The 24,876-nt window shown below is 71.1% G+C and carries 20 protein-coding genes and 1 pseudogene; 7 read left to right on the top strand and 14 right to left on the bottom strand.

The genetic code is table 11. The features are described from left to right. Positions 1-360 (bottom strand): annotated as a pseudogene (locus ACH34Q_RS41300) (RNA-guided endonuclease TnpB family protein); the annotation flags it as partial. Between the two features lie 485 nt (positions 361-845). Here ACH34Q_RS41300 and ACH34Q_RS41295 point away from each other — a divergent pair. Continuing rightward, on the top strand, positions 846-1,877 hold the full coding sequence (locus ACH34Q_RS41295) for a LysR substrate-binding domain-containing protein (protein WP_395988657.1): 1,032 nt from the start codon (positions 846-848) through the stop codon (positions 1,875-1,877). Here ACH34Q_RS41295 and ACH34Q_RS41290 read toward each other — a convergent pair. Both ACH34Q_RS41290 and ACH34Q_RS41285 read right to left on the bottom strand, forming a co-directional pair. After that, a complete protein-coding gene (locus ACH34Q_RS41290; RefSeq protein WP_395988656.1) occupies positions 1,869-2,789 on the bottom strand; it encodes an alpha/beta hydrolase in 921 nt (306 codons plus the stop codon). The two genes, ACH34Q_RS41295 and ACH34Q_RS41290, sit on opposite strands and share 9 nt — an antisense overlap. Before the next feature lie 33 nt (positions 2,790-2,822). Next, positions 2,823-4,406 (bottom strand): ABC-F family ATP-binding cassette domain-containing protein, encoded by a 1,584-nt coding sequence (locus ACH34Q_RS41285; protein ID WP_395988655.1) that lies wholly within the window; start codon positions 4,404-4,406, stop codon positions 2,823-2,825. A 98-nt stretch (positions 4,407-4,504) separates the two neighbouring features. Between ACH34Q_RS41285 and ACH34Q_RS41280 the strand changes: the two genes are divergently transcribed. Beyond that, positions 4,505-5,194 carry a TetR/AcrR family transcriptional regulator gene (locus ACH34Q_RS41280; RefSeq protein WP_395988654.1) on the top strand — a complete coding sequence of 230 codons (690 nt, stop codon included), beginning with the start codon at positions 4,505-4,507 and terminating at the stop codon, positions 5,192-5,194. Here ACH34Q_RS41280 and ACH34Q_RS41275 read toward each other — a convergent pair. Both ACH34Q_RS41275 and ACH34Q_RS41270 read right to left on the bottom strand, forming a co-directional pair. Continuing rightward, the gene (locus ACH34Q_RS41275) at positions 5,175-7,556 is read right to left on the bottom strand and encodes a penicillin acylase family protein (protein ID WP_395988653.1); all 2,382 of its coding nucleotides are present in this window, start codon (positions 7,554-7,556) and stop codon (positions 5,175-5,177) included. The genes ACH34Q_RS41280 and ACH34Q_RS41275 overlap by 20 nt on opposite strands. Positions 7,557-7,653: 97 nt before the next feature. Further along, positions 7,654-8,148, bottom strand: a complete 495-nt coding sequence (locus ACH34Q_RS41270) for a response regulator transcription factor (RefSeq protein WP_395988652.1) — start codon at positions 8,146-8,148, stop codon at positions 7,654-7,656. A gap of 9 nt (positions 8,149-8,157) precedes the next feature. Between ACH34Q_RS41270 and ACH34Q_RS41265 the strand changes: the two genes are divergently transcribed. The 3 genes from ACH34Q_RS41265 to ACH34Q_RS41255 all read left to right on the top strand — a co-directional run bounded on the left by ACH34Q_RS41265 (position 8,158) and on the right by ACH34Q_RS41255 (position 11,732). Further along, positions 8,158-10,536, top strand: coding sequence for an FtsX-like permease family protein (locus ACH34Q_RS41265; RefSeq protein WP_395988651.1), 2,379 nt, complete (start codon positions 8,158-8,160; stop codon positions 10,534-10,536). A gap of 52 nt (positions 10,537-10,588) precedes the next feature. Next, entirely contained in the window at positions 10,589-10,759 is a 171-nt protein-coding gene (locus tag ACH34Q_RS41260) for a hypothetical protein (RefSeq protein ID WP_395988650.1), read from the top strand. 142 nt (positions 10,760-10,901) lie between these two features. Then, a complete protein-coding gene (locus ACH34Q_RS41255) occupies positions 10,902-11,732 on the top strand; it encodes a DUF4253 domain-containing protein (protein WP_395988649.1) in 831 nt (276 codons plus the stop codon). Between the two features lie 11 nt (positions 11,733-11,743). On the opposite strand, the gene ACH34Q_RS41250 is transcribed toward ACH34Q_RS41255, so the two are convergent. Then, a complete protein-coding gene (locus ACH34Q_RS41250; RefSeq protein WP_395988648.1) occupies positions 11,744-12,427 on the bottom strand; it encodes a TetR family transcriptional regulator in 684 nt (227 codons plus the stop codon). A gap of 57 nt (positions 12,428-12,484) precedes the next feature. Here ACH34Q_RS41250 and ACH34Q_RS41245 point away from each other — a divergent pair, with 57 nt between their 5' ends. Then, positions 12,485-13,630, top strand: a complete 1,146-nt coding sequence (locus ACH34Q_RS41245; RefSeq protein ID WP_395988647.1) for an acyl-CoA dehydrogenase family protein — start codon at positions 12,485-12,487, stop codon at positions 13,628-13,630. 366 nt (positions 13,631-13,996) lie between these two features. Beyond that, entirely contained in the window at positions 13,997-15,133 is a 1,137-nt protein-coding gene (locus tag ACH34Q_RS41240; protein WP_395988646.1) for a hypothetical protein, read from the top strand. Between the two features lie 116 nt (positions 15,134-15,249). Here ACH34Q_RS41240 and ACH34Q_RS41235 read toward each other — a convergent pair whose 3' ends face one another. The 8 genes from ACH34Q_RS41235 to ACH34Q_RS41200 all read right to left on the bottom strand — a co-directional run bounded on the left by ACH34Q_RS41235 (position 15,250) and on the right by ACH34Q_RS41200 (position 24,715). Further along, positions 15,250-17,223 carry a SpoIIE family protein phosphatase gene (locus ACH34Q_RS41235; RefSeq protein WP_395988645.1) on the bottom strand — a complete coding sequence of 658 codons (1,974 nt, stop codon included), beginning with the start codon at positions 17,221-17,223 and terminating at the stop codon, positions 15,250-15,252. 397 nt (positions 17,224-17,620) lie between these two features. After that, entirely contained in the window at positions 17,621-17,818 is a 198-nt protein-coding gene (locus ACH34Q_RS41230; protein WP_395988643.1) for a hypothetical protein, read from the bottom strand. A gap of 157 nt (positions 17,819-17,975) precedes the next feature. Then, positions 17,976-18,839: a spermidine synthase gene (locus ACH34Q_RS41225; RefSeq protein WP_395988641.1), complete on the bottom strand. Its 864-nt coding sequence runs from the start codon at positions 18,837-18,839 to the stop codon at positions 17,976-17,978. Positions 18,840-18,927: 88 nt separating this feature from the next. After that, positions 18,928-19,959, bottom strand: coding sequence for an ABC transporter ATP-binding protein (locus tag ACH34Q_RS41220; protein WP_395988640.1), 1,032 nt, complete (start codon positions 19,957-19,959; stop codon positions 18,928-18,930). A gap of 22 nt (positions 19,960-19,981) precedes the next feature. Further along, the gene (locus tag ACH34Q_RS41215) at positions 19,982-20,992 is read right to left on the bottom strand and encodes an ABC transporter ATP-binding protein (protein ID WP_395988639.1); all 1,011 of its coding nucleotides are present in this window, start codon (positions 20,990-20,992) and stop codon (positions 19,982-19,984) included. Positions 20,993-21,132: 140 nt separating this feature from the next. Continuing rightward, positions 21,133-22,044, bottom strand: coding sequence for an ABC transporter permease (locus ACH34Q_RS41210; protein ID WP_395988638.1), 912 nt, complete (start codon positions 22,042-22,044; stop codon positions 21,133-21,135). Positions 22,045-22,162: 118 nt separating this feature from the next. Further along, positions 22,163-23,089, bottom strand: a complete 927-nt coding sequence (locus tag ACH34Q_RS41205; protein WP_395988637.1) for an ABC transporter permease — start codon at positions 23,087-23,089, stop codon at positions 22,163-22,165. A gap of 6 nt (positions 23,090-23,095) precedes the next feature. Beyond that, on the bottom strand, positions 23,096-24,715 hold the full coding sequence (locus ACH34Q_RS41200) for an ABC transporter substrate-binding protein (RefSeq protein ID WP_395988636.1): 1,620 nt from the start codon (positions 24,713-24,715) through the stop codon (positions 23,096-23,098). Between the last annotated feature and the right edge of the window lie 161 nt (positions 24,716-24,876).

Here is a 24,876-nt window from a genome sequence, read left to right as displayed (position 1 = left end):
CAGGCAGCGGTCGTCGAACGGCTGGGCCGCATCGGGCCGGAACGTGATCGGCTTGGACTCGGCCCTGCGGCGCCGCCCGGACCGCTCACCACCCAGCAGCCCGGCGCCGATCTGGGCGTGCAGCGTGCTGTAGGCGTCGGCGGTCTTACGGATCACATGCAACGCCGGCTGCGCCGACAACCCCGCCGCCTTCAACTCCGCATAGACCAGCTTTTGCAGCCCGGCACGGGAGAACACCCTCTTCTCGAACGCGGCCGCCGACACCCGGTCGGCCAACGCGTTACAGGCGGGCAGAGTCGCGCTCAATGCCGACGCCTGCTCAGCCGTCGGCAGCAGCTTCACCTGCACCACCAGCTTCACGGTCGATACATTACCGAGTCCGGCACCGAACCGACCGAGTTCAATGGCAAGACCGACCAGCATTGGTCTGGGCGGCGGCGCTGGCACGCCCGGTCAGCCCGCAAGCGATTTCTTCCGCCCCTCAAGGAACCGAACTCCCCGCTAGAAACTCGTTGTACACCAGGGCCGCGGCGGTGCTGTAGATGAAGAAGTCGTACCACTCGATCGCGGTGCCGACGAAGCTCGCCGCCACCGCGCGGTTCCGCGGCTTAGTGTCCGTACCCGTGCCCACGTGTGTCGCCCTCTCACTGGACAGTCCACCGGCGCTGTGTTCCGCCGGACTGTGTTCCGGAACACTAGGCGGACAGTGCCATATCGCACTAATAACGTTTGTCCATCGCGCTATACCTGGACGGATATAGCGTCGCGGCGACCGATCAGCGATGCATAACCATCACGTCCATATCTGCCGTCACGGTATGTCTATTCTGTGATAATAAGTCACTATGCGCGAGATCGACCTGCTCAACGGACGGCTCAAGCTCCGCCATCTGGTCCTGGTCGTGGCCGTCGCCGACCAGGGCAGCGTGCTCCGCGCCGCCGAGCATCTGCGGCTCGCCCAGCCGGCGGTCACCCGCAGCCTGCGCGAGGTGGAGCACATCCTCGGCGTCGAGCTGTTCACCCGGGGACCGCGCGGAATGACGCCGACGCTGTTCGGCGAGGCGTTCGTCGAGCACGCCCGCTCCGTGCTGGCCGAGCTGCGGCGCGCCGGGGAGCGGATCACCGGGCTGGCCGACGGCGCGGTCGGCACGGTCACCATCGGCACCCTGCTGGCCGGCTCGAACGTGCTGCTGCCGCGCGCGATCGCGGCGCTCAAGCGGGACCGGCCGGGGATCACCGTGATCGTCCAGGAGGCCACGTTCGACGCGCTGGTCCCGCGGCTGATGGACGGGGAGATCGATCTGGTCCTGGGCCGGCTCAACCCGATCGAGGACGCCCCCGAGCTGCGCCAGATCGACCTCTACAGTGAGCCCGTACGGCTGGTCGCCCGCGCCGGCCACCCCGCCCGGACACGGCCGGACCTGTGCCTGGCCGACCTGCTCGACTACCCCTGGGTCCTGCCGCTGCAACGCACCGCGCTCCGGCAGGAGCTGGAGCAGGTCTTCCGCGACCGGGACCTGCCCCTGCCCACCGACCTGGTCGAATGCACCTCGATCCTGACCGTGCGGACCCTCGTCCACGACACCGACACGATCGCGGCGCTGCCCGAGCTGGTGGCGCGCGCGGGCGCCGGGATCGCGCCGCTGCCGGTGTCGCTGGACCCGGTACGGCGCCCGGTCGGCGTCACCCTGCCCGCCCGCCGCCCGCCGACGCCCTCGGCACGGCTGATGCTCGACCACCTGCAGGAGCAGGCGGCCGAGCTGTCGGCACAGATCGCGGACGGACGCGGCCCCTCGGGCAGTGTCGCTGCAGCGGCTTCAGGCCCTGTGGAACCTTCAGGCCCTGTGGAACCTTCAGATCCGGCGGACTCAGACTGAGCGGATGAGGCCGAGCAGAGCCTGGCTCACCTGGGAGGCCGGGTCGGCCAGGTCCAGGACCACGTCGAAGTGGTCGCGTCCCGGTACGACCATCAGCTCCGCGGAGCCGCCCCAGTGGCGGTGGAAGCGGCGGGACTGCCCCAGGAATCCGGTGCCGTCGTGCTCGGCCACCGTGACCACGGCGGGGCAGCGGTGCCCAGCCGGCAGGAGCTCCGGGCTCATCGCCGCCGCGCGCTCCACGTCCAGGCCGAGCCACTCGTTGACGTAGACCCGCTGCAGCGGGCGGAGGTCGAAGAGCCCGCTGAACGGCATCGCCGCCTTGACGACGTCCGCCGGCAGGCCGAGCGCGTCCTGCCAGCCGCCGACCATGGTCATCCCGGTCAGGTGGCCGCCCGCCGAACTGCCGCCGACCACGATCCGATCCGGATCGAGGCCGTACTCGCGGCCGTTCCGGTACACCCAGGCGATCGATGCCCGGACCTGCCGGACGATCTCCTCAAGCGTCGCCTCCGGCGCGAGCGTGTAGTCGGGGACGACCGTGGCCACGCCGTCGCCGTCCAGCATCCGGGCCATGAACGCCGAGTCGGCCCGCGAGAGCGCCCGCCAGTAGCCGCCGTGGACGAACACGAACACCGGCCGGAGCCGCCCGCCCTCGCCTCCGGTGCTCTCGCCACCTGTGCTCTCGCCACCCCGAATGTTCTCGATGCCCCACACGTCCAGCGCCTCGCCGCTCGCGTCGTCGTACACGATGCCGGGACGGCCGGGCAGGCCGTCGACCGCCGCGTCCGACATCTCGCGGTAGCGGGCCATGTGGCGGGGGAACAGCTCGTCCCCCGCCTTGGCTCGTACGTTGTACGCGACGTCGAGTTCGGCGTCGGTGAGCTCATGACCAGGCCAGTCGTGCAGATCCATACCGCTCACCCTGCCCGCACCCGCCCAAAAAGATCAAACCGCGTCGTGCACCGGCTCGCCGGACTCGCGGACGCGGCCGTCCGTTCCGCAGACGAGGTAGCGGTCGAAGTCGGCGGCGAACCATCGGTCGTGCGTGACCGCCAGGACGGTGCCCGCGAAGCCCTCCAGTCCTTGCTGGAGGGCCTCGGCACTGGCCAGATCGAGGTTGTCGGTGGGCTCGTCCAGGAGCAGCAGGGTCGCGCCCGACAGCTCCAGCAGCAGGATCTGCAACCGCGCCTGCTGGCCACCGGAGAGGGTCTCGAACGGGCGCGCTCCGGCGGGCGCCAGCTCGTAGCGCGCGAGCGCCGCCATGGCGTCGTTGCGAACGAGGGCGTGCTCGCTCATCACGATCTCGGCCAGGGTCCGCCCATGCAGGTCGGGCCTGCTGTGCGTCTGGACGAAGTATCCCGGGACGACGCGCGCTCCCAGCCGTACGGTCCCCGAATGCGGAACGGGCTCCCCCGCCAGCAGCCGTAGGAACGACGACTTGCCCGTCCCGTTGGAGCCGAGGATCGCCACGCGCTCCCCGTACCAGATCTCGGTGTCGAAGGGCCGCAGCAGACCGGTCAGCTCCAGCGACTCGCACACCAGCGCGCGCTTGCCCGTACGGCCGCCACGGAGTCTCATCCGGACGTTCTGTTCCTTGGGCGCGCTACGCGGAGGGCCTGCCTCCTCGTACCGTTTCAGCCTCGTACGGGCCGCCTGATAGGACGAGGCCACCGCGTCATTGTTGGTGGCCCGCTGGCGCAGTGTGTGGACGAGCCGCCTGAGCCTGGCGTGCTCATCGTCCCAGCGGCGGCGCAGCTCGTGCAGCCGGTCGGTGCGTTCGCGCCGGGCCTGAGCGTAGCCCGCGTACCCGCCGCCGTGAACCCACACGTCGCCCGACTCCACCGTCACGATGCGGTCGGCGACGTCGGCGAGAAGCTGCCGGTCATGGGAGACCAGCAGGACGGTCTTGCTGACACCCCTCAGTCGTTCCGCGAGCCATCGCTTGCCCGGCACGTCCAGGTAGTTGTCGGGCTCGTCCAGCAGCAGTACCGCGTCGGGGCCGCGCAGCAGCGCTTCCAGTACGAGCCGTTTCTGCTCGCCCCCGGACAGGGTCGTGACCTCGCGTCCCTTCACCTCGTCGTAGGGCAGTCCCAGGGAGGCCATGGCGCAGGTGTCCCAGACGACCTCGATGTCGTAACCGCCCGCGTCGCCGTAGTCCGCGATGGCCTGCGCGTAGGCCAGTTGCGTTCTCTCGTCGTCGGCCAGTTCCCGTTCGGCGGCGGCAAGCCGCTCGGCGGCTGTACGGACCCGTTCGGGAGCCACCGAGAGCAGCAGGTCGTGCACGCTCCTGCCGTCCCGGACGCTCCCGATGAACTGCCGCATCATGCCCAGCCCGCCCGTACTCGTCACCACGCCGTCGATGGCGCGCAGGTCACCCGCGATGAGCCGCAGCAGCGTGGTCTTCCCGGCCCCGTTCGGCCCGACGAGGGCGGCCTTCACGCCCTCGCCGATGCGGAACGACACGTCGTCCAGTAGCGGCCGCCCGTCGGGCAGCGCGTAGGTCAGGCGGCTGACTTCGACATGCCCCACGCTTCCTCCCGCCGACGCGCCCACCCACTCGCGGGACTCGGACTGGACCATTGATCCGGTGACTCGACCAACGTACTAGAAGACTCTAGGATCCGCCCATGAGCGTGTGGCTACGAGAAGACCGTCCCCGGCGCGGGACCCCGCCGCTGACCCGCGACCGCATCGTGGAGGCGGCGGTGGCCTTCCTGGACGAGGAGGGGTACGAGCGCCTGACCATGCGCCGCCTCGCCGAGCGGCTCGGTACCGGGTCCACGACCCTGTACTGGCACGTCAAGACCAAGGACGACGTCCTCGACCTGGCGCTGGACGCGATCTTCGGCGAGGCCCGCATCCCGGAGCACAGCGCCGAGCACGGTTCCGAGCACAACCCCGGCCGGGGCTGGCGGGAGGGCATCACCGCGCTGCTCGGCGAATGGCGGGCCGCGATGCTGCGCCACCCGTGGTCGGCGGCGCTGCTGAACCGCCCGCTGCTCGGCCCGAACGTGCTGGCGCGGACCGAGTTCATGCACGCCACGCTCAAGGGCGCGGGCTTCCAGGGCCCGCGGCTCGTCGCCGCCGCCTACGCGCTGTCCAACTACGTCATCGGCGCCGCGCTCATGCGGGACGGCGGGGACGAGGGCGCGGAGCGCGCGGCCGCCGACGAGCTACTGCGCCGCGACCGTGACCTGTATCCGAGCCTCGCCGAACACGGCCATCCCAGCGGCAACGACTGGGACGCCGCGTTCGACCAGGGCCTGGTCTACCTCCTGGACGGCATGGCCCCGCACGCTACCGGCCGCGAAGCCTGACGATCTTCAGCTCTGGCGAACGACGGATGTCCTGCTCGCAGAAGCGTTCGGTGACCCACCCGTTCCGGGCGAACAGGCGGGTCTGGTCGGCGTGGTGCGGGGAGGTCGGGTCGGAGGACTGCGAGTAGGTCAGCAGCGTCCGGGTGTCGGGGCAGTGGCCGCGGCCGAACGCGACCACCTGGACGTAGCTGGAGCCGTGGGCGACCTCGGTGTAGCCCTTGCCGGGGGTCCAGGTGGCCTCGATCTTGTTGAGGATGCCCTGCGACTCCGTACCGCCGCCGATCGGGATCCGCTCGCCGTTGCGGGTCACGTACTGGTGGTCGCCCAGCTTCCCGTCGAGCGGGATCCCGGACGACGCGAGCTCGGCGATGGCGTCGGTCAGGGCCTTGCGGACCGTGGCCGAGCCGGTGTTGAGGCCGCGCGGAGTGTTCACCGCGTCGGAGGCGTCGAACGGGACGCGCCACAGGTCCTGCGCGCCGGCGGCCTTGCGCCAGTAGCGGTCGAACAGCAGCGCACCCCGGCTGTCGACATTGTTCGTACGGTCCCAGCGGTCCAGGACCTCGCAGGCCTTGCCGAGTTGCATCTGGCGGCACATCGCGACGGTGTCGTCCCCGGCCAGCTCGCCGGCGTGGTTGCGGTTGGCGAACACCAGGTCCTGCATGGCCTTGCGGGTGAACTCGCCCTTCTTCAGCTGGTCCTCCACCGCGACCAGCCCGCTGCGCGTCCGCAGGGAACGGGCGGTCCGCTCGTTGCCGATGATGCGGTCGAAGCCCTCCAGCGGCCGGTCCGGGTTGGTGAGCCAGTGGCTGTCGTTGGAGTTGGTGACGTAGTCGCGCCGTTCCAGCACCGGGTAGCGGTCCGGGGAGAGGATGCCGGACTGCAACGTGCCCGAGGCCCTGCCCGGAGTACAGGACGACTTGGCGCCGTCCAGGATCGCTACGCCGGACGCCGCGAAGACGGCCTTGCCCATCGGGGTGTTACAGGTCGCGGCGAAGTCGTTCGTGACGTTGGGCAGCACCTGGATCTGCGCGTAGACGGCCTTGCCGCGCGAGTCGGCGGCCAGGGTGTTGACCCACGGCATGCCCTGGGTGCGCTTGAGCGCGCGAATCACGTCGTCGGTCGTCCTGGCCTTGCCCAGCTCCAGCGAAGTGTTGGCGATCCGCAGGTTGGCGGCGTTGGGGTCGTTCAGCGCGTAGGCGTTCTGGCCCGTCCAGGGCAGCGGGACGGAGCCCAGCGACGTGACGACGGGGCCGTACCGGGTCCGCCACTGCGTCCCCTCGACCGGCTTCACCGAACCGTCGGGCTGCTTGGCCTGAACGGTGATGCGCCGCTGCGTCATCTTCTCCGTGCGGCCGTCCACCACGTACGAGGTCGGGTCGCCGGGCACCAGCTGGAGCTGGGACACCGTGAACGGGACGCCCGTGGCGACGGTGTGGCTCCAGGCCATCGTGCCGGTGTGCCCGATGGACACCGACGTCGAGCCGAGGAGGGCGCCGCCGCTGACGTTCAGCTTGCCGGGAATGGTCTGGTGCATCTGCCAGAAGCGGCGGCCGCCCTGCCAGGGATAGTGCGGGTTGCCCAGGAGCAATCCGCGCCCGTCGGCGGTCGCGCCGCGTCCCACGGCGATCGCGTTGCTGCCCATGTCGGCCCCGGCCGTGAGCGCGCGCGCCTCGGCGGCGACCTTCGCCGTGTCGATCTTCTGGGCCTGCTGCGGCTGCTTCTGATCAGCGGCGGCGGGGGGCTTGGACGTGGCCAGCTGGTCGGCCATCCGGCCGGAACCGCCGAGCATCGCCAGCGCGTACCCGCGCCGCGACACGTCCAGCTCGGTGATGGGACGCACCCACGGGGCGCCCTTGCACGCCGGGTCCGAGATCTTCTCTTCGCGCAGGTACTTGTTGTAGCCGGCCGCCCAGCCGCGGCCCAGCTCGCGGACCTCGCGGCTGGGACCGTACGGCGCTGGACGCTCGGCCAGCCGCTCGACGACCCTGCTGTCGTTGATCGCGGTGAAGAACATGTCGCTGGCCAGGTTCGTCCCGGCCGAGGACAGGGATCCGTCCGGCGCGGCCTGCGGCCCGAAGTACCGGGAACGTTCCCCGTGCAGCGTCACCATGCCCTGGGCGAGCACGCACAGGTTGTCCTTGGCGGCCGCGTAGCCCGTACCGAATCCCAGGCCCGTGTAGTCGTGGGCGACGATGTGCGGGATCCCGTACTCGGTGTAGCGGATCGTCGCCGACATCCCCTTCCCGCCGCGGAGATCGTTCCCACCGCGTCCATCGGCGACGGCCGACGAGGTGACGGGCGAGAGGGTGGCGGCGAGCAGGACCGACACGGTCCCCAGACGGCGCAGACCGGTACGCGGCATGGACGCTCCTTGATCACGAAGAGGCTCCGCAAAAGTGACACAGAACACGACCGGTGACAAGAGCCGCGAGTCGGGCAGCTGCCGGTCGGGGGCCTGGTCAGGAGTTGAGGTAGGCGAGGACCGCCAGGACCCGGCGGTGCCCGGAGTCGGACTGCGGGAGCCCGAGCTTGGTGAAGACGGCGCCGATGTGCTTGCTCACCGAACGCTCGGTGAGGACGAGCGTGGTGGCGATGGTGGCGTTGTCCAAGCCCTGCGCCATCAGTCCCAGGACCTCGCGCTCGCGCGGCGTGAGGGTCCGCAACGGGTCGTGGCGGCTCGTCATGAGCTGGGCGACGACCTCGGGGTCCAGCGCGGTGCCGCCGGCGGCGACGCGCTGGAGGGCGTCCAGGAACTCCTCGACGCGGCCGACCCGGTCCTTGAGGAGGTAGCCGATTCCTCCGGCGCCGCCCGCGAGCAGCTCGGCGGCGTGGGCTTCGAGGGCCTCGGCGCGGGCCTGGCTACACCATGGATCCGGGAGTGCACGCCCATGTGCGCGGCCGGCCGCGGATCTACGTTCGACCAGGTGAGACTCGAACCGCGTCCTCGAACGCATCCCAGGAGTGTGAAGGCGCGGCACGGCGTTTTCGTGGCGCTGGCGTTCGCCGCCGTGCTGGTCGGTTCGTGCGGGGTGCTGCTGGAGTCGGCGCTGCGGGTCCATGCGCCGGTCGAACGGTACGCGTCGGCTGCGGCCGTCGTCAGTGCCCCTCAGACGGTGTCGACGCGCATCAAGTCGCCCGGGTCCAAGCCCGAGACGCAGCGCCGTCCCACGACGGAACGGGCCCGCGTACCGGTCGACGCCGCGGAACGGCTCAAGCGGGTCCCCGGTGTGGAGGCCGTGGTCGCGGACGTGTCGTTCCCCGTCATGCCGGTCGGCGGAGCGTCCCTCACCGGCCACAACTGGAGCCCGCTGGCCGACCTGCGCTCCGGCCGCGGGCCACGGGCACCGCACGAGGTCGCCCTCCCCCGCTCCGCCGGGATCGAGGTCGGCGCGTGGACGAGACTTCAGATCGACGGTGCTCCTCGTCCGTACCTGGTGACCGGCCTGGTCACGTCCCGCGGCTACTTCGCGCAGACACCCGACCGCGCCGACGCGCTCCTGGTCTTCGCCGACCGGGAACTGGACGAGGGAGAGCTGCGCAAGGCCGCGCCGGGCCTGAAGGTGGCGACCGGCGACGAGCGCGGCGACGCCGAGAACCTGGACGTGGCGGCCGCCAGGCCCGGCGTCATCGAGATGGCGGCCTCCTTCGGCGGCGTGGCGGTGCTGACGGCCCTGGTCGTGGTGGGCGGGCTGATCGCGCTGACGATCCGCGAGCGCGCCCGGGAGTTCGCGCTGCTCCGCGCGATCGGCATGACGTCCGGGCAGGTCCGCGCCGCGATCGTCCGGGAGAACGCCCGGACGGCCGTCACGGCGGGCCTCATCGGCGGTCCGCTCTCCCTGCTCCTCGGCGCCGTGATGCACACGGCGATGGCCCGCAAAGGGGTACTTCTGGACGGCTTCGGCCTGTCCCTGAGCCCGGCGCCCGCGCTCGCCGCGTTCCTGGTCGTGCTGCTGGCGGCGGTGCTGTCCTCGCTCCTGGCGTCGCTGCGCCTGGCGCGGATCCGTCCGATCCAGGCACTCGGCGAGGCGGCCGCCGAACGCGCCGAGCTGCCCGGCTGGCGCAAGGCCACCGGCGTGGTCTTCCTGGTGCTGGGGGCGAACGCGCTGGGCGTGTCCTCGTTCACCTCGGGCTCCACGGCGGCCGCCTCGATCGGTGGCCTGGTCGTTTCGCTGATCGTGGCGACCGCGTTCCTCGGCCCGGTGATCGCGCGTTTCGGCGCCCGGACGCTCGGCGGCGCCGTACGCCGCCTGGACCCGCGAATGGGTCACCTGGCCGCGCACGCGGCGGGGGCGACGGCGATGCGCGCGGGCGCGATCCTGACGCTGGTGGCCTTGGCCGTGGCGTTCGCGGGAACGCAGCTGTTCGTCCAGTCCACGCTCATGCGGGCGACGGACGTCCAGGCCCGCGAGGCGACCCGCGCCGGGCAGGTGCTGATGTCGTCCGGTCCCGGACTGCCCGCGGAGGCCGTACGGGTCGTACGGAACGCGCCGGGCGTGACGGCGGCGACCGCCGTCAAGCGCACGACGGTCGTCATGGCGGTCAGCGAACTCGGCGACAAGCAACTGCGGTCACTGCCCGCCCGTGGCGTGAGCACCGAGGGCCTGGACCGTACGACCGACCCGGGTGTCGTCTCCGGCCGGCTGGCCGATCTGCGCGGCACGGCGGTCGCGCTCAGCCGGGACGTGGCGGGCGGTACCGAGGTGGGCGCCATCAAGCCGCTGTGGCTCGGCGACGGCACCCGGATCAGGCCGCGCGTGGTCGCGATCTACGAGCGCGGACTCGGCCTCGGCGACGTGCTGCTCCCCCGCGACCTGGTCGCCGCGCACGCCTCGTCCACGCTGGACGACCACGTCCTCGTCGCCGGCGACGCCGACCTGCGCTCGGTCGCGGCCCGCTACGCCGGAGCCCGCGTCGTGACGGCCGACGCCTTCGGTGCGCACCTGTCCCAGGAGCTGCGGCTGCAGAGCTTCATGAGCTACGTGGTCGTCGCGGCCATCTTCGGCTTCATCGTCATCGGGCTGGTCACCACGCTGGCGCTGGCGACCGCCGGCCGGGGCCGCGAGCTGACGCTGCTGCGGGCGGCGGGCGCGACCCGGCGGCAGGTACTGCGGGCGGTCCGGCTGGAGGCGGCCATCGTCCTCGGCACCGGACTGGCCGCGGGAGCCCTGATCGCCGCCATCACGCTGATGTCCTTCGCCACCGCCGTCACCGGTCTTCCCCTGCCGTCCGTACCGCCCCTGCAAGCGGCGCTCGTCCTGCTCTTCATCGCGGGCTCAGGCACCGCCGCGACCATGCTCCCCGCACGCCTCCTCCTGCGCCGGGCCCTCACCGACACCCTCTGACCCCAGATCAACCGATCAACCGATCCCAGCTGAACCGAACGAAAGGCAATCCATGGACAACGGCAAGCGCTGGACGCTGTTCACCGTGCTCCTGCTCGTCAACGTCACCATCGGCGTGCTGGCCAACGGCACCTGGTACCAGATCGTGATCAGTGCGCTGACCGGCGCCGGGATGCTGGCCCTGGCGGTGGACTACCTGGTGCGCAGGCGCCGGAACGGCTGATCGCCGGCCCGGCGGTGACCGGCGGCCCGGCGGTCGCCCATAGGCAACCCGGCGTGACGTCCCCCGGGCCGGGCCGTCGCCGTTAACATCTCCCGGAGTGCCAAGATCCCTGTTGGCATGATCTGTACCGGAACGGCGGGAGATGGACGATCTAGAGCTGCGGCACGATCTGCCGGGCCACCTTCCACGGCTGTTCGCCGACGGGTCCGTCGAGCGGACGCTGTCGGTCGGGCTGCCCGACGGGGACGTGGTGTGGCCGGATCCCGGCTACCCCCAGCACCAGGCGGTGCGCCGCCCCGCGTTCTGGGTCAGCGACGAGCCGGTCACCGGCGAGCTGTGGGCCCAGGTCCGGGCCGAGCATCCCCGGTCGGGGCTCTGGCCGGTGCTGCTGGACGAGACCGACCAGCCCTGGGCGGCCGGGCAGGTGGCGCCCGAGCCCGTCACCGACATCGCCAACTACGCGCCCGGCGCGTTCATGTACGAGGTGTGGGCCGACTGGTCCGAGCAGGCCACCGAGGACGACGCCGACGACCTGGCCCCGTTCGGGCTGCACTGCCCCGGGCCCGCGGCCGTCGGCACACTGATGCACGACCCCGGCGAGCTGGCCGACCGGCATGCGCGGGTGCTCGCTCGCCGGGAGATGTCCCTCGGCCTGGCCGCCGTGGATCGGGGCGCCGACGCCCTGGCCGCGATGGGCTGGCAAGGCGCGCTCAACCACAACGAGTGGGCCGCACCCCTGGCGGCGGTCGTCCGCAGCTGGGAGGACCGTTTCGGGGCGCGCGTCATCGGCCTGGGCTTCAACACCCTCGAACTGAGCGTGGCCGCTCCCCCGGTGACGACCCGGCACGCCGTCCACGTGGCGGCCGAGCACTGGGCGTTCTGCCCCGACATCCTGTTCCAAGGCCCGGGCACCCTCGCCGGCTACGCGGAGGAGATCCGCGGCAAGACCTGGTGGTCGTTCTGGTGGGACTGACCGCCCGCTAGTCACCGGCCGGCGTCACTCCCCTGGAGCATGCGCAGCGCCAGGTGCGCGTACAGCGCGCCGATCTCGTCGGGTGTACGGGGGCCTTCCGGCCGGTACCAGCGGCAGACGTCGATGGCCAGCGAGGCCAGCGCGCGGGCGGTGCCCTCGACGTCGGCGACGTCGAACTCCCCCGCCGCCGCCCCGGCCCGGACCTCGTCGCGGATCAGGGCCCGTACGGTACGGCGCAGCCCGGCGATCTCCGCGGCATGCTCGGGCCCCAGCGCACCCAACTCGTTCTGGATCACGCGGGCGGCCAGATGGTGCCGGGCGTGCCAGCGGGCGAAGGCGTAGATGAGCGCGCGCACACGCGGGCCGTGACCGGGCCCGGCGGCGTCCGCGAGTGCCTGCCCGAGCGCGGCCAGAACCGACTCGTGGACGGTCAGCGCGATCTGGAAGAGGAGATCGGCCTTGGTCCTGTAATGGACGTACAGGGCGCCCGCGCTCATCCCGGCACCGGCGGCGATATGGCGCGTCGAGGTGCCGTGGTAACCGAGCTCGGCGAACGAGTCCACCGCCGACAGCAGCAGCCGCCGGGACGCCCCGGGAGCGACATCGGCCCACATGGACGCGCCCGTGCCCGTTGCGTCTCTGCCCGTCACATCTGGGCCCGCCCCATCGGGGCCTGGTTCCTCGGTGGGAGTCACGCAACGATCCTAAGCGATCGCTCAGTACACTGGCGCGCAACCGACTGGGAGGTCCCGATGCGCCGTACCGTCTTCGAACCCGATCATGAGCTGTTCCGCGAGTCCGTCAGAGAGTTCGTGGAGCGCACCCTGGTGCCGCTGGACGAGGACATCCGGACTGAGCGAATGCTCAGGCGCGAGGTGTGGCTGGAGGCGGGCCGGCAGGGCTTCCTCGGCATGCAGGTACCCGCGGAGTACGGCGGCCAGGACGCCGGCGACTTCCGGTTCAACGCGGTCGTCGGCGAGGAATTGGCCCGGGTCGCGGCCGCCTACAACTCGATCGTGTCCATCCATGTCGACATCTGCGCCCCGTACCTGCTGGAACTGGCCACCGAGGAGGCCAGGAAGAAGTGGCTGCCGGGGTTCTGCACCGGCGAGCTGATCACCGCGATGGCGATGACCGAGCCGTCCGGCGGCTCGGACCTGGCGGCGCTGAAGACCACCGCGGTCCGGGACGGCGACGCCTGGGTGATCAACGGCTCCAAGACGTTCATCACCAACGGCGGCCATGCCGACCTGATCATCGTGGCGGCCAAGACCGATCCGGCGAAGGGCGCCAAGGGGATCACGCTCTTCGGGGTCGAGGCGGACATGCCGGGGTTCTCGCGCGGCACCAAGCTCGACAAGGTGGGCCAGCCCGAGGCCGACACGTCCGAGCTGTTCTTCGACGGTGTCCGGGTCCCGGACGCGAACGTCATCGGCGAACTGGACCGCGGCTTCATCCACATGATGGAGCGCCTGCCGCAGGAGCGGCTGTCGTGCGCCATCGGCAACCTCGCACACGCGCGCGGGGTGCTGGAGGAGACCCTGGAGTACGTCAAGGAGCGCAAGGCGTTCGGGCAGCCGATCGGGGCGTTCCAGCACAACAAGTTCCTGGTCGCGGAGCTGATCACCAAGCTGGACGTGGCGCAGGCGTTCGTCGACCAGTGCCTGGCCGCGCACCTGACCCGCGAGCTGAGCACCGAGGACGCCTCCAAGGCCAAGTGGTGGACCTCCGAGATCCAGAACGAGATCATCGACGGCTGCGTGCAGCTGTTCGGCGGCTACGGCTACATGCGCGAGTACCGGGTGGCGCGGGCCTGGATGGACGCCCGGGTGACCCGGATCTGGGCCGGCTCCAACGAGATCATGAAGGAGATCATCGGGCGCGCCGCCGGACTCTGACTGGCGGCGCATTGGCCCGGCTGTCTAATATGCGGCCTAATATGCCGCGCAGTCGGACAAGGCCGCGTGGTTACAAGACAGCACGGTCGTACAAGACGGCACGGTCGTACAACGGAGCGCAGGCGTACGACAGCCGGGTAGGCACGGGCAGATCGGCGGCGAGCCCCTCCTCGCCTCCGCCGGGCACGCTGAGTCAGGACGGAGGCGCGGGTGCGCACGGGCGGGTCAAGCACGGGCGGGTCAGGCACGGGCGGGTCAGGCACGGGCGGGTCAGGCAGGGGCTGGACGGGCAGGCGCGGTTCAGGCAGGGAGGGCGCGCATTCGGTGAGAGCGCGCGGCGGAACGGGTCGCCCGCTGGGTGGCCGGGTGCTTCCGGCGGCCGTCGGGATGGCCCTGGCCGTCACACTGGTCACCGATGTCGTGGTGGTCGCCTCGGGGCGGCTGGACGGCGAGGGCGACAGGGCGGGTGACGACCGGCTGGTCTCGGTCGCCGGCGGCGCGGCGCCCCAGGCGCCGGTGGTGGCGCCCCTCACCAAGCGCCACACGCCCCATCTCCTCATCGCCGGTAGCGGAACCATCCCCGCCGCCGTCGTGGACCGTACGCGGCGCCTCAAGGGCGTCAAGGGCGTCACCGTGGTGGACGCCGCGCGCGCACAGGTCGGGGGCCGCCGGATGGGGCTGATGGGTGTGGACCCGTCGTCGTTCCGCTCGTTCGCCCCGGCCCAGTCAGCGGAGTCCGACCAGCTGTGGCAGACGGTCGCGACCGGCGCGCTGGCGGTCTCGTTCAGCATGAGCCAGGACGGCTCGCTCCCTCTCGGCGGCGTCGTCCAGGCGGGCCGCAGCGACCAGCCCGGGCAGGTCCGTGTGGGCGCGTACGCGGCGATGGGCATCGGCGACGTCGACGCGGTCGTCTCCAGGAAGAAGGCGCGCGCCCTCGGCATGCCGCAGGGCAACGCGCTGGTGGTGAGCGCGCCCAAGGCCGACGCCAAGGCGCTGTCCAAGCAGCTCAAGCGGATCCTGCCCGCCGGTACGAGGATCGCCCGGCTCAACGCCCCGGCGAACATCCCGGCGTCCCAGAAGACGCGCAGGCAGCCGCGCGTCACCGAGCGGCCGGACGGTGTCCGGTCGGCCCGATCGCCGATCACGGGCAACATGATGACCGCGACGCTGCGCACGCTCGTGCTGGAGATCGACGGGATGTTCGGCCCGTTCCCGACCATCGGCTGCTACCGCAGCGGCGCCGACGCGCAGGACCACGGCCACGGCCGGGCCTGCGACTTCATGGAGAGCAGCGGCGGCCGGATGCCAAGCGCGGGCGCGATGCGGCACGGCGACCAGGTGGCGCAGTACGCGATCAGCAACGCCCGCCGGCTCGGCATCTCCTACGTCATCTGGAAGCAGCACATCTGGAACATCCGCGGCGGAGGCTGGCGCCCCATGGGCGACCGCGGCAGCATCACCCAGAACCACTACGACCACGTGCACATCTCCGTACTGCGCTAGCCACGTACGGCGCAGACACGTAGTGCGCAGACATGTAGTGCGCAGACACGCACTGCGCCAGGCACGTACGGCGTCAGGCACCCGCCGGCGGCGGGTCGGGGCGGGTCAGGGCCGGACTAGGGCAGCTCCTGCTCGGCCCAGACGGCCTTGCCGCCGGCGGTACGGCGCACGCCCCAGCGGTTCGCCAGCCGGCCGACCACGTGCAGGCCGCGGCCCGACTCGGCCATCCCGGCGCCCTCGTCGTGCCGGATCCTCGGCCGTCCGTCGGAGGAGTCGAAGACCTCGCACACCAGCCCGCCCTCGCGTACGAGCCGGACGGTGATCCGCCCGCCCGCGTGCTGCAGCGCGTTGGTGACCAGCTCGGAGGCCAGCAGCTCGGTGGACGGCGCCAGCTCCGACAGGCCCCAGTCGCCGAGCCGGGTACGGATCAGCCCGCGGGCCCGCCGGACCGCGGCCGGATCGGCGGGCAGCTCCCAGGCGACGTGGTCGTCGGCCGGGATCCGGCTGAGCCGGGCCAGCAGCATCGCGATGTCGTCGCGGTGCTGGTCGTCGAAGACGCCGTCGAGGGTGGCCTGGCAGAGCTCCTCCAGCGGCCGGGCCGCGGCACCGCGCGAGAACGTGCGGCGCAGCCGGGCCAGGCCGTCGTCGATGTCACGCGACCGGTTCTCCACCAGCCCGTCGGTGTAGAGGAACAGCAGCGTGCCGTCCTCAACGGTGAACTCGCGGGTGACAACCGGGCCGTCACCGACGCCGAGCGGCGGGGCGGGCGGCACGTCCAGGAACGCGGCGTCGGCGTCCGGCGGGGCCAGCAGCGGCGGCAGGTGCCCGGCGCTGGCCACCTCGCAGCGCCCGCTGACCGCGTCGTACACGACGTAGGCGCAGGTCGCGAAGTGCGGCTCGCGCTCGCCGAGCGTCTGCATCAGCGAGTCGAGCCGTTCCAGCGCCTCGGCGGGCGGCAGCTCCAGCGCGGCCAGGGTGTGGATGGCGGTACGGAGCCGGCCCATCGTCACCGCGGCGCGGACACCGTGCCCGGCCACGTCCCCGACGACCAGCGCGACGCGGGCGCCGGGGAGCGCGATCGACTCGTACCAGTCGCCGCCGACCTCGATCAGCCGGCTGCCCGGCAGGTAGCGGTGGTGGACCTCGACCGAGGACGGCGCCGACAGCCCGGTGGGCAGCATGCTGCGCTGCAGGGTGAGCGCGGTGGCGCGTTCCCGCCCGTACTTGCGGGCGCTCTCGATGAAGATCGCCGCGCGGCTGGCGAACTCCATCCCGATCTCGATGTCGTAGGCGTCGAACGGGCGGTGCGCCACGTTGCGGGTGCAGACGAAGAAGCCGAGCATCGCGCCGTCGACGAAGATCGGCAGGATCAGCATCGACGCGCCTTTGAGCAGGTCGGCCACCGGGGGCCGCCGCCAGTTGTCGGCGATCCGGGCGGCGCCCTCACCGCCGAGGCCGACCAGCACCGGGGAGCCGGTCTCCATGCACCGCACGTACGGGGTCCCGGGCGGGTACGTGAAGACCTCGCCGGTCGGGAACGTGGCGTCCCAGGACTGGTCGCCGTCGTCGAACGCGACCGCCATCCGGCGCAGCGGGGGCGAGCCGTCCTCGACCTGCGACTGCGGCGGCGGCTCGTCGTCGCCGACCATGCTCTCCATCAGCAGCAGGCCGCCGGAGTTGCAGAAATGCGGGACCAGCACGCTCATCAGGCCGCGCGCCAGCAGTTCCAGGTCGAGCGTGGCGCCCAGCCGGGGCAGCGAGTCCTCCAGCAGGGCGCGCCGGATGACCGCCGGGTCGAGGAACCGGTCGGCGAGCGGCACCGGGACGCGGATCACCGCCAGCGCGGCCAGGTCGGGCGTGCTCCCGCTCATCGGATGCACGGTGACGACCGCGTCGTAGGTGGCGCCCTGCCAGGTCTCGACCGTGAGCATCGTGGTGCGCTCGCGCTCGAACCGCAGGGCCTCGTCCAGCGGGTCCTGCGCCCCGGTGATCACCTCGCCCAGGCGCGCACCCAGCAGGTCCTCGGGATTCTCGGCCAGCACGGCCGCGGCGTTGCGGTCGAACTGCAGGATTTTGCCGGACGCATCCATGCCGAGAATCAGAATTCGGGTGGACGACTGCATCGCTCAATTATGGGACATTGCGCGCGTCTTCGAGACAGATCAGCGAAGTACGTGCACCCCACCTGACAGAACCGGTCGTGTCCAGGCGTTTCCCGCATTGTCAGAAGTCCCGTCCGGCCAGGAACTTTCCCCCAAGTCACCGAGCCGGTCGCGTGATCGGGCGCCAGGTGCGCGCCGCCGCGAAAGGCCCGGGAGACGGCGCCAGGAAACCGTACCGGCAGCAGCGCCCGTCACCGTCCGCATGCGGTCAGATACGCGCGCCGGCTCCTCCATGGACAGGGCTTCAGGCCCTCCCATGTCCTCGGCCCGCCCGGCGGCCTCACCCAAAGCCAGCGTGACCATGCGCTCGGCGACCTCGCCCACGTCAACCGGCTGAAAGCGAAAGCCGGCCGGCGGCGGCATCACCCCCGGGCACGGCCGCGGCGGCGCCCAGGACCTGCGCGATGAGCTCGTGAAACTGCGTCGCACGCAGTATCGAGTACGGCAGCCCCGAGCCCTCGATGAACCGTTCCACGGCATATTCGGTGCGGTAATAGCGAAAGGGGTGGCGATCCACCCCCACGATCGAGATGAAGACCAGATGCGGGCCCCTACCGGCGCCCTGCCGGCCTTCCTGCCAGCCGCCCTACCGGCCGCTCTGCCGGCCTTCTGGGCGGCCGCCTTTGGGCGGCTACCACCAGCCGTCGCGCGGCGAGCAGATCGCCCGACGGGAACCACGGTCAGGGGCGGCCGAAGACCTGCGGGGGCGGTACCGGCGCCTCGACGTCCTCGCCGTCCCGCAGCGGGGCCGCGCCCGCGCAGAAGCCGCCCAGCTCGTCCCCTGCCATCAGGCGCGCGCGAACGGCTCCGGCGGCGGCGCGGCGGGTCAGCTCGCCGACCGGCAGCGGCTCGCTCGACGCGGCGATGATGAGGTTGCCGAACCGGCGGCCGCGCAGCACGCCCGGTTCGCCGAGCAGCAGCGCGTACCGGAACACCGACCGTACGGTCGCCACGACCCGCCGGGCGTAGGCCAGCCGGAACCCGTCGGCCACGTTCATCAGGTAGACGCCGCCGGGACGCAGCACCCGCGCCGCCTCCAGCGTGTACTCGCGAGTGGCCAGCTCGACCGGCATCGACGCCTCCGCGAAGGCGTCCATCACCAGGAGGTCGTCGGCCCCGTCGGCCAGCGCGGCGGTCCCGGACCGGCCGTCGGTGATCCGGATCTTGAGCCCGGGGACGTTCTTGACCGGCAGCCGCTCGCGCACCAGCCCCACGAGCTGACCGTCCGGCTCGAACACCACCTGCCGCGAGCCCGGCCGCGTCGCGGCGATGTAGCGCGGCAGCGTGCAGCCGGCCCCGCCGATGTGGGCCGCGTCCAGCGCCATCGCCGGCGGCGCCAGGCAGTCGACGACATCGCCCATCAGCCGCATGTACTCGAAGTCGAGGTAGGTCGGATCGTTCAAGTCCACGTACGACTGCGGCACGCCGCCCACGCACAGCACCCAGCCGCCGTCACGGTCGGGGTCGCGCAGCAGCTCCGCCTCACCGGAGCCGACGGTGTGACGGTCCGGCTTGAGCCGCGCTCCTCTTGCCTTCCGTGCCATGCTCCCCAACTGTACGGCTCTCCAGCTGCACGGCTCCCCAGCTGAACGGGCTTCCAGCGGCACGGGCTTCCAGCTGTAGGGGCCGGTCCTACACCGATGCGCGTCCGGCCGCGAAGTGGCAGGCGCTCGGGTGCGCCGAGCCGTCCCGTTCCACCAGCGCCGGTTCCTCCCGGGCGCAGACGTCCTCGGCCTTCCAGCAGCGGGTGCGGAACCGGCAGCCGGACGGCGGGTCGAGCGGCGACGGCGGCTCGCCCTCCAGCATGATCTGCCGGTCCAGGCTCGCGAGCTCGGGATCGGGAACGGGCACCGCCGACAGCAGGGCCTGCGTGTACGGGTGGGTCGGATGCTCGTAGATGCGGTGCCCGTCGCCGGTCTCGACGACCTTGCCGAGGTACATGACCGCGATCCGGTCGGAGATGTGCCGGACGGCGGCCAGATCGTGGGCGATGAACACGTACGCGAGCCCCAGTTCCTCCTGCAGGTCCTCCAGCAGGTTCATCACCTGCGCCTGGACGGAGACGTCGAGCGCGGAGACCGGCTCGTCGCACACGATCACGTCGGGACGCAGCGCGAGCGCGCGGGCGATGCCGACGCGCTGGCGCTGCCCGCCGGAGAACTGGTGCGGGTACCGGCTGACGTGGTCGGGATCGAGCCCGACCAGCTCCAGGAGCTCCTGCACACGCGCCCGCCGTTCCCCCTTGGGCGCCACCTCGGGGTGGATGGCGAACGGCTCGCCGACGATGTCACCGACGGTCATCCTCGGGTTGAGCGAGGAGTACGGGTCCTGCAGCACCATCTGGATCCGGCGGCGCATCGCACGCAGCTCGCGGCGCGGCAGCTCGAAGATGTCGCGGCCCTCGAACCGTACGGTGCCGGACGTGGGACGCTCGCCGGCCAGCAGCAGCCGGGCGAGCGTGGACTTGCCGCAGCCCGACTCCCCCACGACGCCCAGGGTCTCGCCCCGGCGCAGCTCCAGGTTCACCCCGTCGACGGCCTTGACCCGGCCGACCTCGCGCTTGATCACCACACCCTGGTGCACCGGGTAGTGCTTGACCAGGTCCTCGACCTCAAGGATGAGGCTGCCGGCCTCGCGCTCATCAACCCCGCGCTTGTCAACCACGCGCTTATCAACCACGCGCTTATCAACCACGGTGGACCTCCTCGGCGAAGTGGCAGGCGGCGGAGTGGCCCGGCGCCACCTCGATCAGCGCCGGGCGTTCGTCGGCACAGACCGCCTCGGCGCGGGGGCAGCGGGCCCGGAACGGGCAGCCCGAGGGCAGCGCGGCCGGGTTGGGCGGCGTCCCCTTGATCGGTACGAGGCGTTCACCGCCCCGCCTGTTCTTGCCGTGGGACGCGGAGGACGGTTCCCCCGCTGGGGCACGATCGAGCCGTGGGACCGAAGCCAGCAGTCCGGCGGTGTACGGGTGGGCGGGCCGGGCGTACAGGTCCCGGGCGGACGCCTGCTCGGCCACCGAGCCCGCGTACATGACCACGATCCGGTCCGCGACCCCGGCGACCACACCGAGATCGTGGGTGATGAGGACCAGGCCCATGCGGAGCTCGTCCTGCAGATCCGCCAGCAGCCGCATGATCTGTGCCTGGACGGTGACGTCCAGCGCGGTGGTCGGCTCGTCGGCGATGAGCACGTCGGGTTCCAGTGCCAGCGCCATCCCGATCATGATGCGCTGGCGCATGCCGCCGGAGAACAGGTGCGGATGGTCGCCGAGCCGCTCCCTGGCCGACGGGATGCGGACCCGTTCCATCAGCTCGACGGCCTTGCTCCTAGCCTCCTTGCGGCGCATCCCGCGGTGCACCTGGTACATCTCGCTGATCTGGGCGCCGACGGTGTAGACCGGGTTGAGCGCGGTCAGCGCGTCCTGGAAGATCATCGAGATCCGGTCGCCGCGGAACTCGCGGCGGCGCCGCTCGGGCAGGCCGAGCAGTTCCTGGCCGCGCAGCCGTACCGAGCCCCGGGTGACGCGGGCGGGCGGGGTGTCCAGAATGCCCATCACCGCCTGCGCGGCGACGCTCTTGCCCGATCCGGACTCGCCCAGGATCGCGAGCGTCTCCCCCTCGGCGAGAGTGTACGAGAGCCCGTTCACCGCCCGGATGTCCTGGCCCCGCACGCGGAACTCCACGTGCAGGTCGTCCACCACCAGCAGCGGGACGTGCCCTCCTGCGGGCCCGTCTGCGGGCCGGCCTGGGGGCCCGTCTGCGGGAACCGGAGCCGGAGCCGATGCGGGAACCGGGGACGATGCGGGAACCGGGGGCGGCTCGTCTGCGGAGGCCATGGTCACCGGAGTTTCGGGTCGAGGGCGTCGCGGACGGCGTCGCCGAGCATCAGGAAGCTGAGCACGGTCGCCGACAGGAACACCGCGGGGAACAGCAGCAGATGGGGATGGTCGACGAAGTAGGACTGCGCCAGGTTGAGCTGGAGTCCCCAGGAGACCTGCGGGTACTGCAGCCCGACACCGAGGAAGTCCAGCGTCGCCTCGCCGGAGATCACGTTCCCCACGTTCAAAGTGGCCACCACGATCACCGGAGCTATCGCGTTGGGCAGGATGTGCCGCATCATGATCCGGCGGTCGGAGGCGCCCAGCAGCCGGGCGGCCTGGACGTAGTCGGCGCCGCGCACCGCGATCACCTGGGCCCGCATGATCCGGATCATGGTGGTCCAGCCGAGCAGCGCCAGCACCAGCGTCATCGCGCCGATGCCGTGCCCGGGGAACGCGACCAGGATGACGGTGGCGCCGAGCACGAACGGCAGCCCGAAGAACACGTCGGTGATCCGGGCGACGACGGTGTCCAGCAGGCCGCCGTAGTAGCCCGCCAGCATCCCGAACACCATCGCGATGAGCAGCGCGAACAGTGTCACCGCGACGCCGATCAGCAGCGTCGGGCGGGCACCGTGCACCACGTGCGCGAAGTAGTCGCAGCCCGCCAGGTCGGTCCCGAACGGATGCTCGCCGCCGGGCGGGAGCCGGGTCAGGTTGGGGTCGCAGTTCTCGTTCTTGCCCCGGTCGGTGAACAGGGCGGGCACGGCCGCCATCAGGCCGACCAGCAGCAGGACCGCCGTCGCCCACCAGAACACCCAGCGGTGCCGCAGATCGTGCCAGGCGTCCTGCCACAGCGAGGCCGTACGCCCGACCACGAGGCCGCCGGCCTCGGCCGCCGCCGGGCCGTCCGCGTCCTTCATCGTCACCATCGCTCGCGCTCGTTCACTCCGGCGTGCTCACTTCGCTCTGGCGGGCTCGTTCGCTCTGGCGGCCTCGTTCGCTCTGGCGGCCTCGTTTGCTCGGGCAGGCTCATTTGCTCGGGCGGGCTCATTCGTAGCGGATCCTCGGGTCCAGCACTCCGTACAGGACGTCCACGATCAGGTTGACCAGCAGGAAGATCAGCACCAGCACGGTGACCGCGCCGACCACCACCGGTCCCTCCTTGAGCTGGATGGACTGGAACACCTGCTGCCCGATGCCGGGCAGGTTGAAGATCCCCTCGGTGACGATGGCGCCGCCCATCAGCACGCCGAAGTCGACGCCGAGGTAGGTCACCACGGGGATCAGCGAGTTGCGCAGCGTGTGCCGGACGACCACCCGTGTCCGGGTCAGCCCCTTGGCGCGGGCGGTACGGACGTAGTCGGCGCGCAGGTTCTCGGCGAGGCTGGTCCGGGTCAGCCGCGCCACGTACGAGAGCCCGAGCGAGCCCAGCACCATGCCGGGCAGCAGGTAGCTCAGCGGCCAGCCGTCGTCGGTCCCGGCGGTCGGGAAGATCTGCCAGTGCACGCCGAGCAGGATCTGCGCGGTGTAGCCGAGCACGAACACCGGGACGGCGATCATCAGGGTGGTGCCGCCGAGGACCAGCGTGTCGGCCAGCTTGCCGCGGCGCAGCCCGGCCCACACGCCGAGCCCGATCCCGACCAGCAGCTCGAAGATCCAGGCGGTGAGGGCGAGCTGGATCGTCACGCCCCACCGCCCGGACAGCATCTCCGACACCTTCTGGCCGGTGTAGTTCTCCCCGAGGTCGCCCTGGAGCAGGCCCAGCATGTACTTGCCGTACTGGACCAGCAGCGGGTCGTCGAGGTTGTAGCGCTCGCGCAGCGTCCGCTGCACCGACTCGGGGATCGGCTTGTCCCCGGCGAGCGCCTGGATCGGGTCGCCCGGCAGCGCGAACACCATCACGTAGATCAGCAGTGTGGTGCCGATGAAGACGGGGATCGACTGCAGGAGCCGCCGGAGGACGTAGCGCCACATCGGTGCTTACTTCACCGTCACTTCGTGGGCCAGCAGGCCGCTGGCGTACGGGGTGATGGTCACGTTGTCGACCCGGTCCGAACGGCCGCCCTGGCCCGCCCATGTCCACAGCGGGATCTGCGGCATCTCGCGGATGGCAAGGTCCTCGGCCTGGTGGTAGAACTTCAGCGCCTCCGGCTCGGTGCCGGCCGCGTTGCCCTTGGTGATGAGGGCGTCGAACTCCTTGTTCTCCTTGGTGGTCTCCCAGCCCATCTTGTTGCCGGTGCTGCCCCACATGTTCTGCAGGTAGTTCTGGGCGCTGGGGTAGTCGGCCTCCCAGTTCTGCCGGTACGGGCCCTTCTCCTCGCGCCGCGACAGCATCCCGAAGTAGTCGGCGGCCGGAACCTGCCGGAACTGGATGTCGGTGATGCCGAGGTTCTGCTTCAGCGAGTTCGCGACGATCTGCATCCACTGGTAGTACGTCGGCTGCGCGTTGGAGAAGTACAGCTCCAGCGTCCCCTTGAAGCCGCCCGCCTTGTCGTACAGCTTCTTGGCCTCGGCAGGGTTGTAGGTGCACAGCTGCCCGCACGCGTTCGGCCGGTGCCCGGTGATGATCGCGGGCAGCAGCGAGTCGGCCACGATGTAGTCGCCGTTGTAGACGGCCTTGTTGATGCCGTTGCGGTCGATCGCCATCGAGATCGCCTTGCGCAGGTCGGCGCTCGCGAACCGCTTGTCGAACATCGGGAAGCCCAGGTAGTCGATGGTCCCCATCTTGCGCGGCAGGAACCGTTCACCCAGCAGGCGCTTGGCCTCGGGCACCTTGGCGGCCGGGATCGTCTGCATCACGTCGAGCTTCCCGGCCCGCAGGTCGGTGTACGCGGTGTCGGCGCTGGAGTAGGGCTTCCAGGTCACGCCCTTGTTCCGAGCCTTGCGCGGCCCGGTGTAACCGTCGAACGGGACGAGCTTGATCGGCTGGTTGCGGGTCCACTTGCCGCTGATCCGGTACGGCCCGTTGCCGATCGGCTGGTTCTCGAAGGCCTTGAGGTCCTGGAAGGCGGCCTTGGGCATCGGTGCGTACGCCGGATAGGTGAGCAGCTGCGGGAATTGGTTGAACGGCTCGTTCAGCGTGACCTCGAGCGTGGTGTCGTCCACCACCTTCAGCCCCGACAGCTTGTCGCCCTTCGGCTTGGCGCCCTCGTCCTCGGGGTTGAGCTCGTCGTACCCCTTGACCTGCGAGAAGTAGTCGTTGGCCTCGTAGGCGTTGGGCCCGTACGCGGCGTTGCTCCAGGCATCGGCGAAGCTGCCGGCGGTGACCGGCTCGCCATTGTGGAACTTCTGGCCGGGCTTGACCTTGATCGTCCAGACCTTCTGGTCCTCGCTCTCCACCGACTGGGCGGCCTGCATGACCGGCTTGCCGTCCTTGGTCAGTCCCACCAGGTTGTCGAACAGCCCGCTCAGCACGCTGAACGAGTAGCTGCTGGTGGTGTTGCCCGGCACCAGATGGTCGGGCTCGGTATGGCCGACGGTGAACGTCCCGTCGCCGGTGCCTCCGTCGGCGCCGCCACAGCTCACGACCCCGACCGACGCCACCAGCGCCATCGCGGTGAGCGCTGCGGCGCTCCGGCGCGCGCCCCTCAGGATGATCATGCGTCCTCCTTCACCCGATGTCGGCTTCCCCGATGCCTGCTGCTCTCGATGCCTCTTTCCCCGATGCCCGCTTTCCCCGATGCCTGCTTCTCCCGAGGCCGCTTCCCTGATGTCCTCTTCCCGATGTCACTTCCCCTGATGTCGGCTTCATCCGGGCCGGG

It is taken from the genome of Actinomadura sp. 9N407, assembly GCF_044326315.1.
GTDB lineage: Bacteria > Actinomycetota > Actinomycetes > Streptosporangiales > Streptosporangiaceae > Spirillospora.
The sequence above is the reverse complement of the archived record's forward strand: the minus strand, read 5'-3'. Positions and strand labels throughout refer to the sequence as shown.

What these genes read in the sequence shown, in the direction of transcription:
- ACH34Q_RS41205 (WP_395988637.1), bottom strand. Translation starts at nt 23,089, where the DNA reads ATGTGGCGCTACGTCCTCCGGCGGCTCCTGCAGTCGATCCCCGTCTTC.
- ACH34Q_RS41245 (WP_395988647.1), top strand. Translation starts at nt 12,485, where the DNA reads ATGCGCCGTACCGTCTTCGAACCCGATCATGAGCTGTTCCGCGAGTCC.
- ACH34Q_RS41225 (WP_395988641.1), bottom strand. Translation starts at nt 18,839, where the DNA reads ATGGCACGGAAGGCAAGAGGAGCGCGGCTCAAGCCGGACCGTCACACC.
- ACH34Q_RS41235 (WP_395988645.1), bottom strand. Translation starts at nt 17,223, where the DNA reads ATGGATGCGTCCGGCAAAATCCTGCAGTTCGACCGCAACGCCGCGGCC.
- ACH34Q_RS41210 (WP_395988638.1), bottom strand. Translation starts at nt 22,044, where the DNA reads ATGGTGACGATGAAGGACGCGGACGGCCCGGCGGCGGCCGAGGCCGGC.
- ACH34Q_RS41280 (WP_395988654.1), top strand. Translation starts at nt 4,505, where the DNA reads ATGAGCGTGTGGCTACGAGAAGACCGTCCCCGGCGCGGGACCCCGCCG.
- ACH34Q_RS41200 (WP_395988636.1), bottom strand. Translation starts at nt 24,715, where the DNA reads ATGATCATCCTGAGGGGCGCGCGCCGGAGCGCCGCAGCGCTCACCGCG.
- ACH34Q_RS41290 (WP_395988656.1), bottom strand. Translation starts at nt 2,789, where the DNA reads ATGGATCTGCACGACTGGCCTGGTCATGAGCTCACCGACGCCGAACTC.
- ACH34Q_RS41295 (WP_395988657.1), top strand. Translation starts at nt 846, where the DNA reads ATGCGCGAGATCGACCTGCTCAACGGACGGCTCAAGCTCCGCCATCTG.
- ACH34Q_RS41275 (WP_395988653.1), bottom strand. Translation starts at nt 7,556, where the DNA reads ATGCCGCGTACCGGTCTGCGCCGTCTGGGGACCGTGTCGGTCCTGCTC.
- ACH34Q_RS41255 (WP_395988649.1), top strand. Translation starts at nt 10,902, where the DNA reads ATGGACGATCTAGAGCTGCGGCACGATCTGCCGGGCCACCTTCCACGG.
- ACH34Q_RS41260 (WP_395988650.1), top strand. Translation starts at nt 10,589, where the DNA reads ATGGACAACGGCAAGCGCTGGACGCTGTTCACCGTGCTCCTGCTCGTC.
- ACH34Q_RS41270 (WP_395988652.1), bottom strand. Translation starts at nt 8,148, where the DNA reads ATGCGTTCGAGGACGCGGTTCGAGTCTCACCTGGTCGAACGTAGATCC.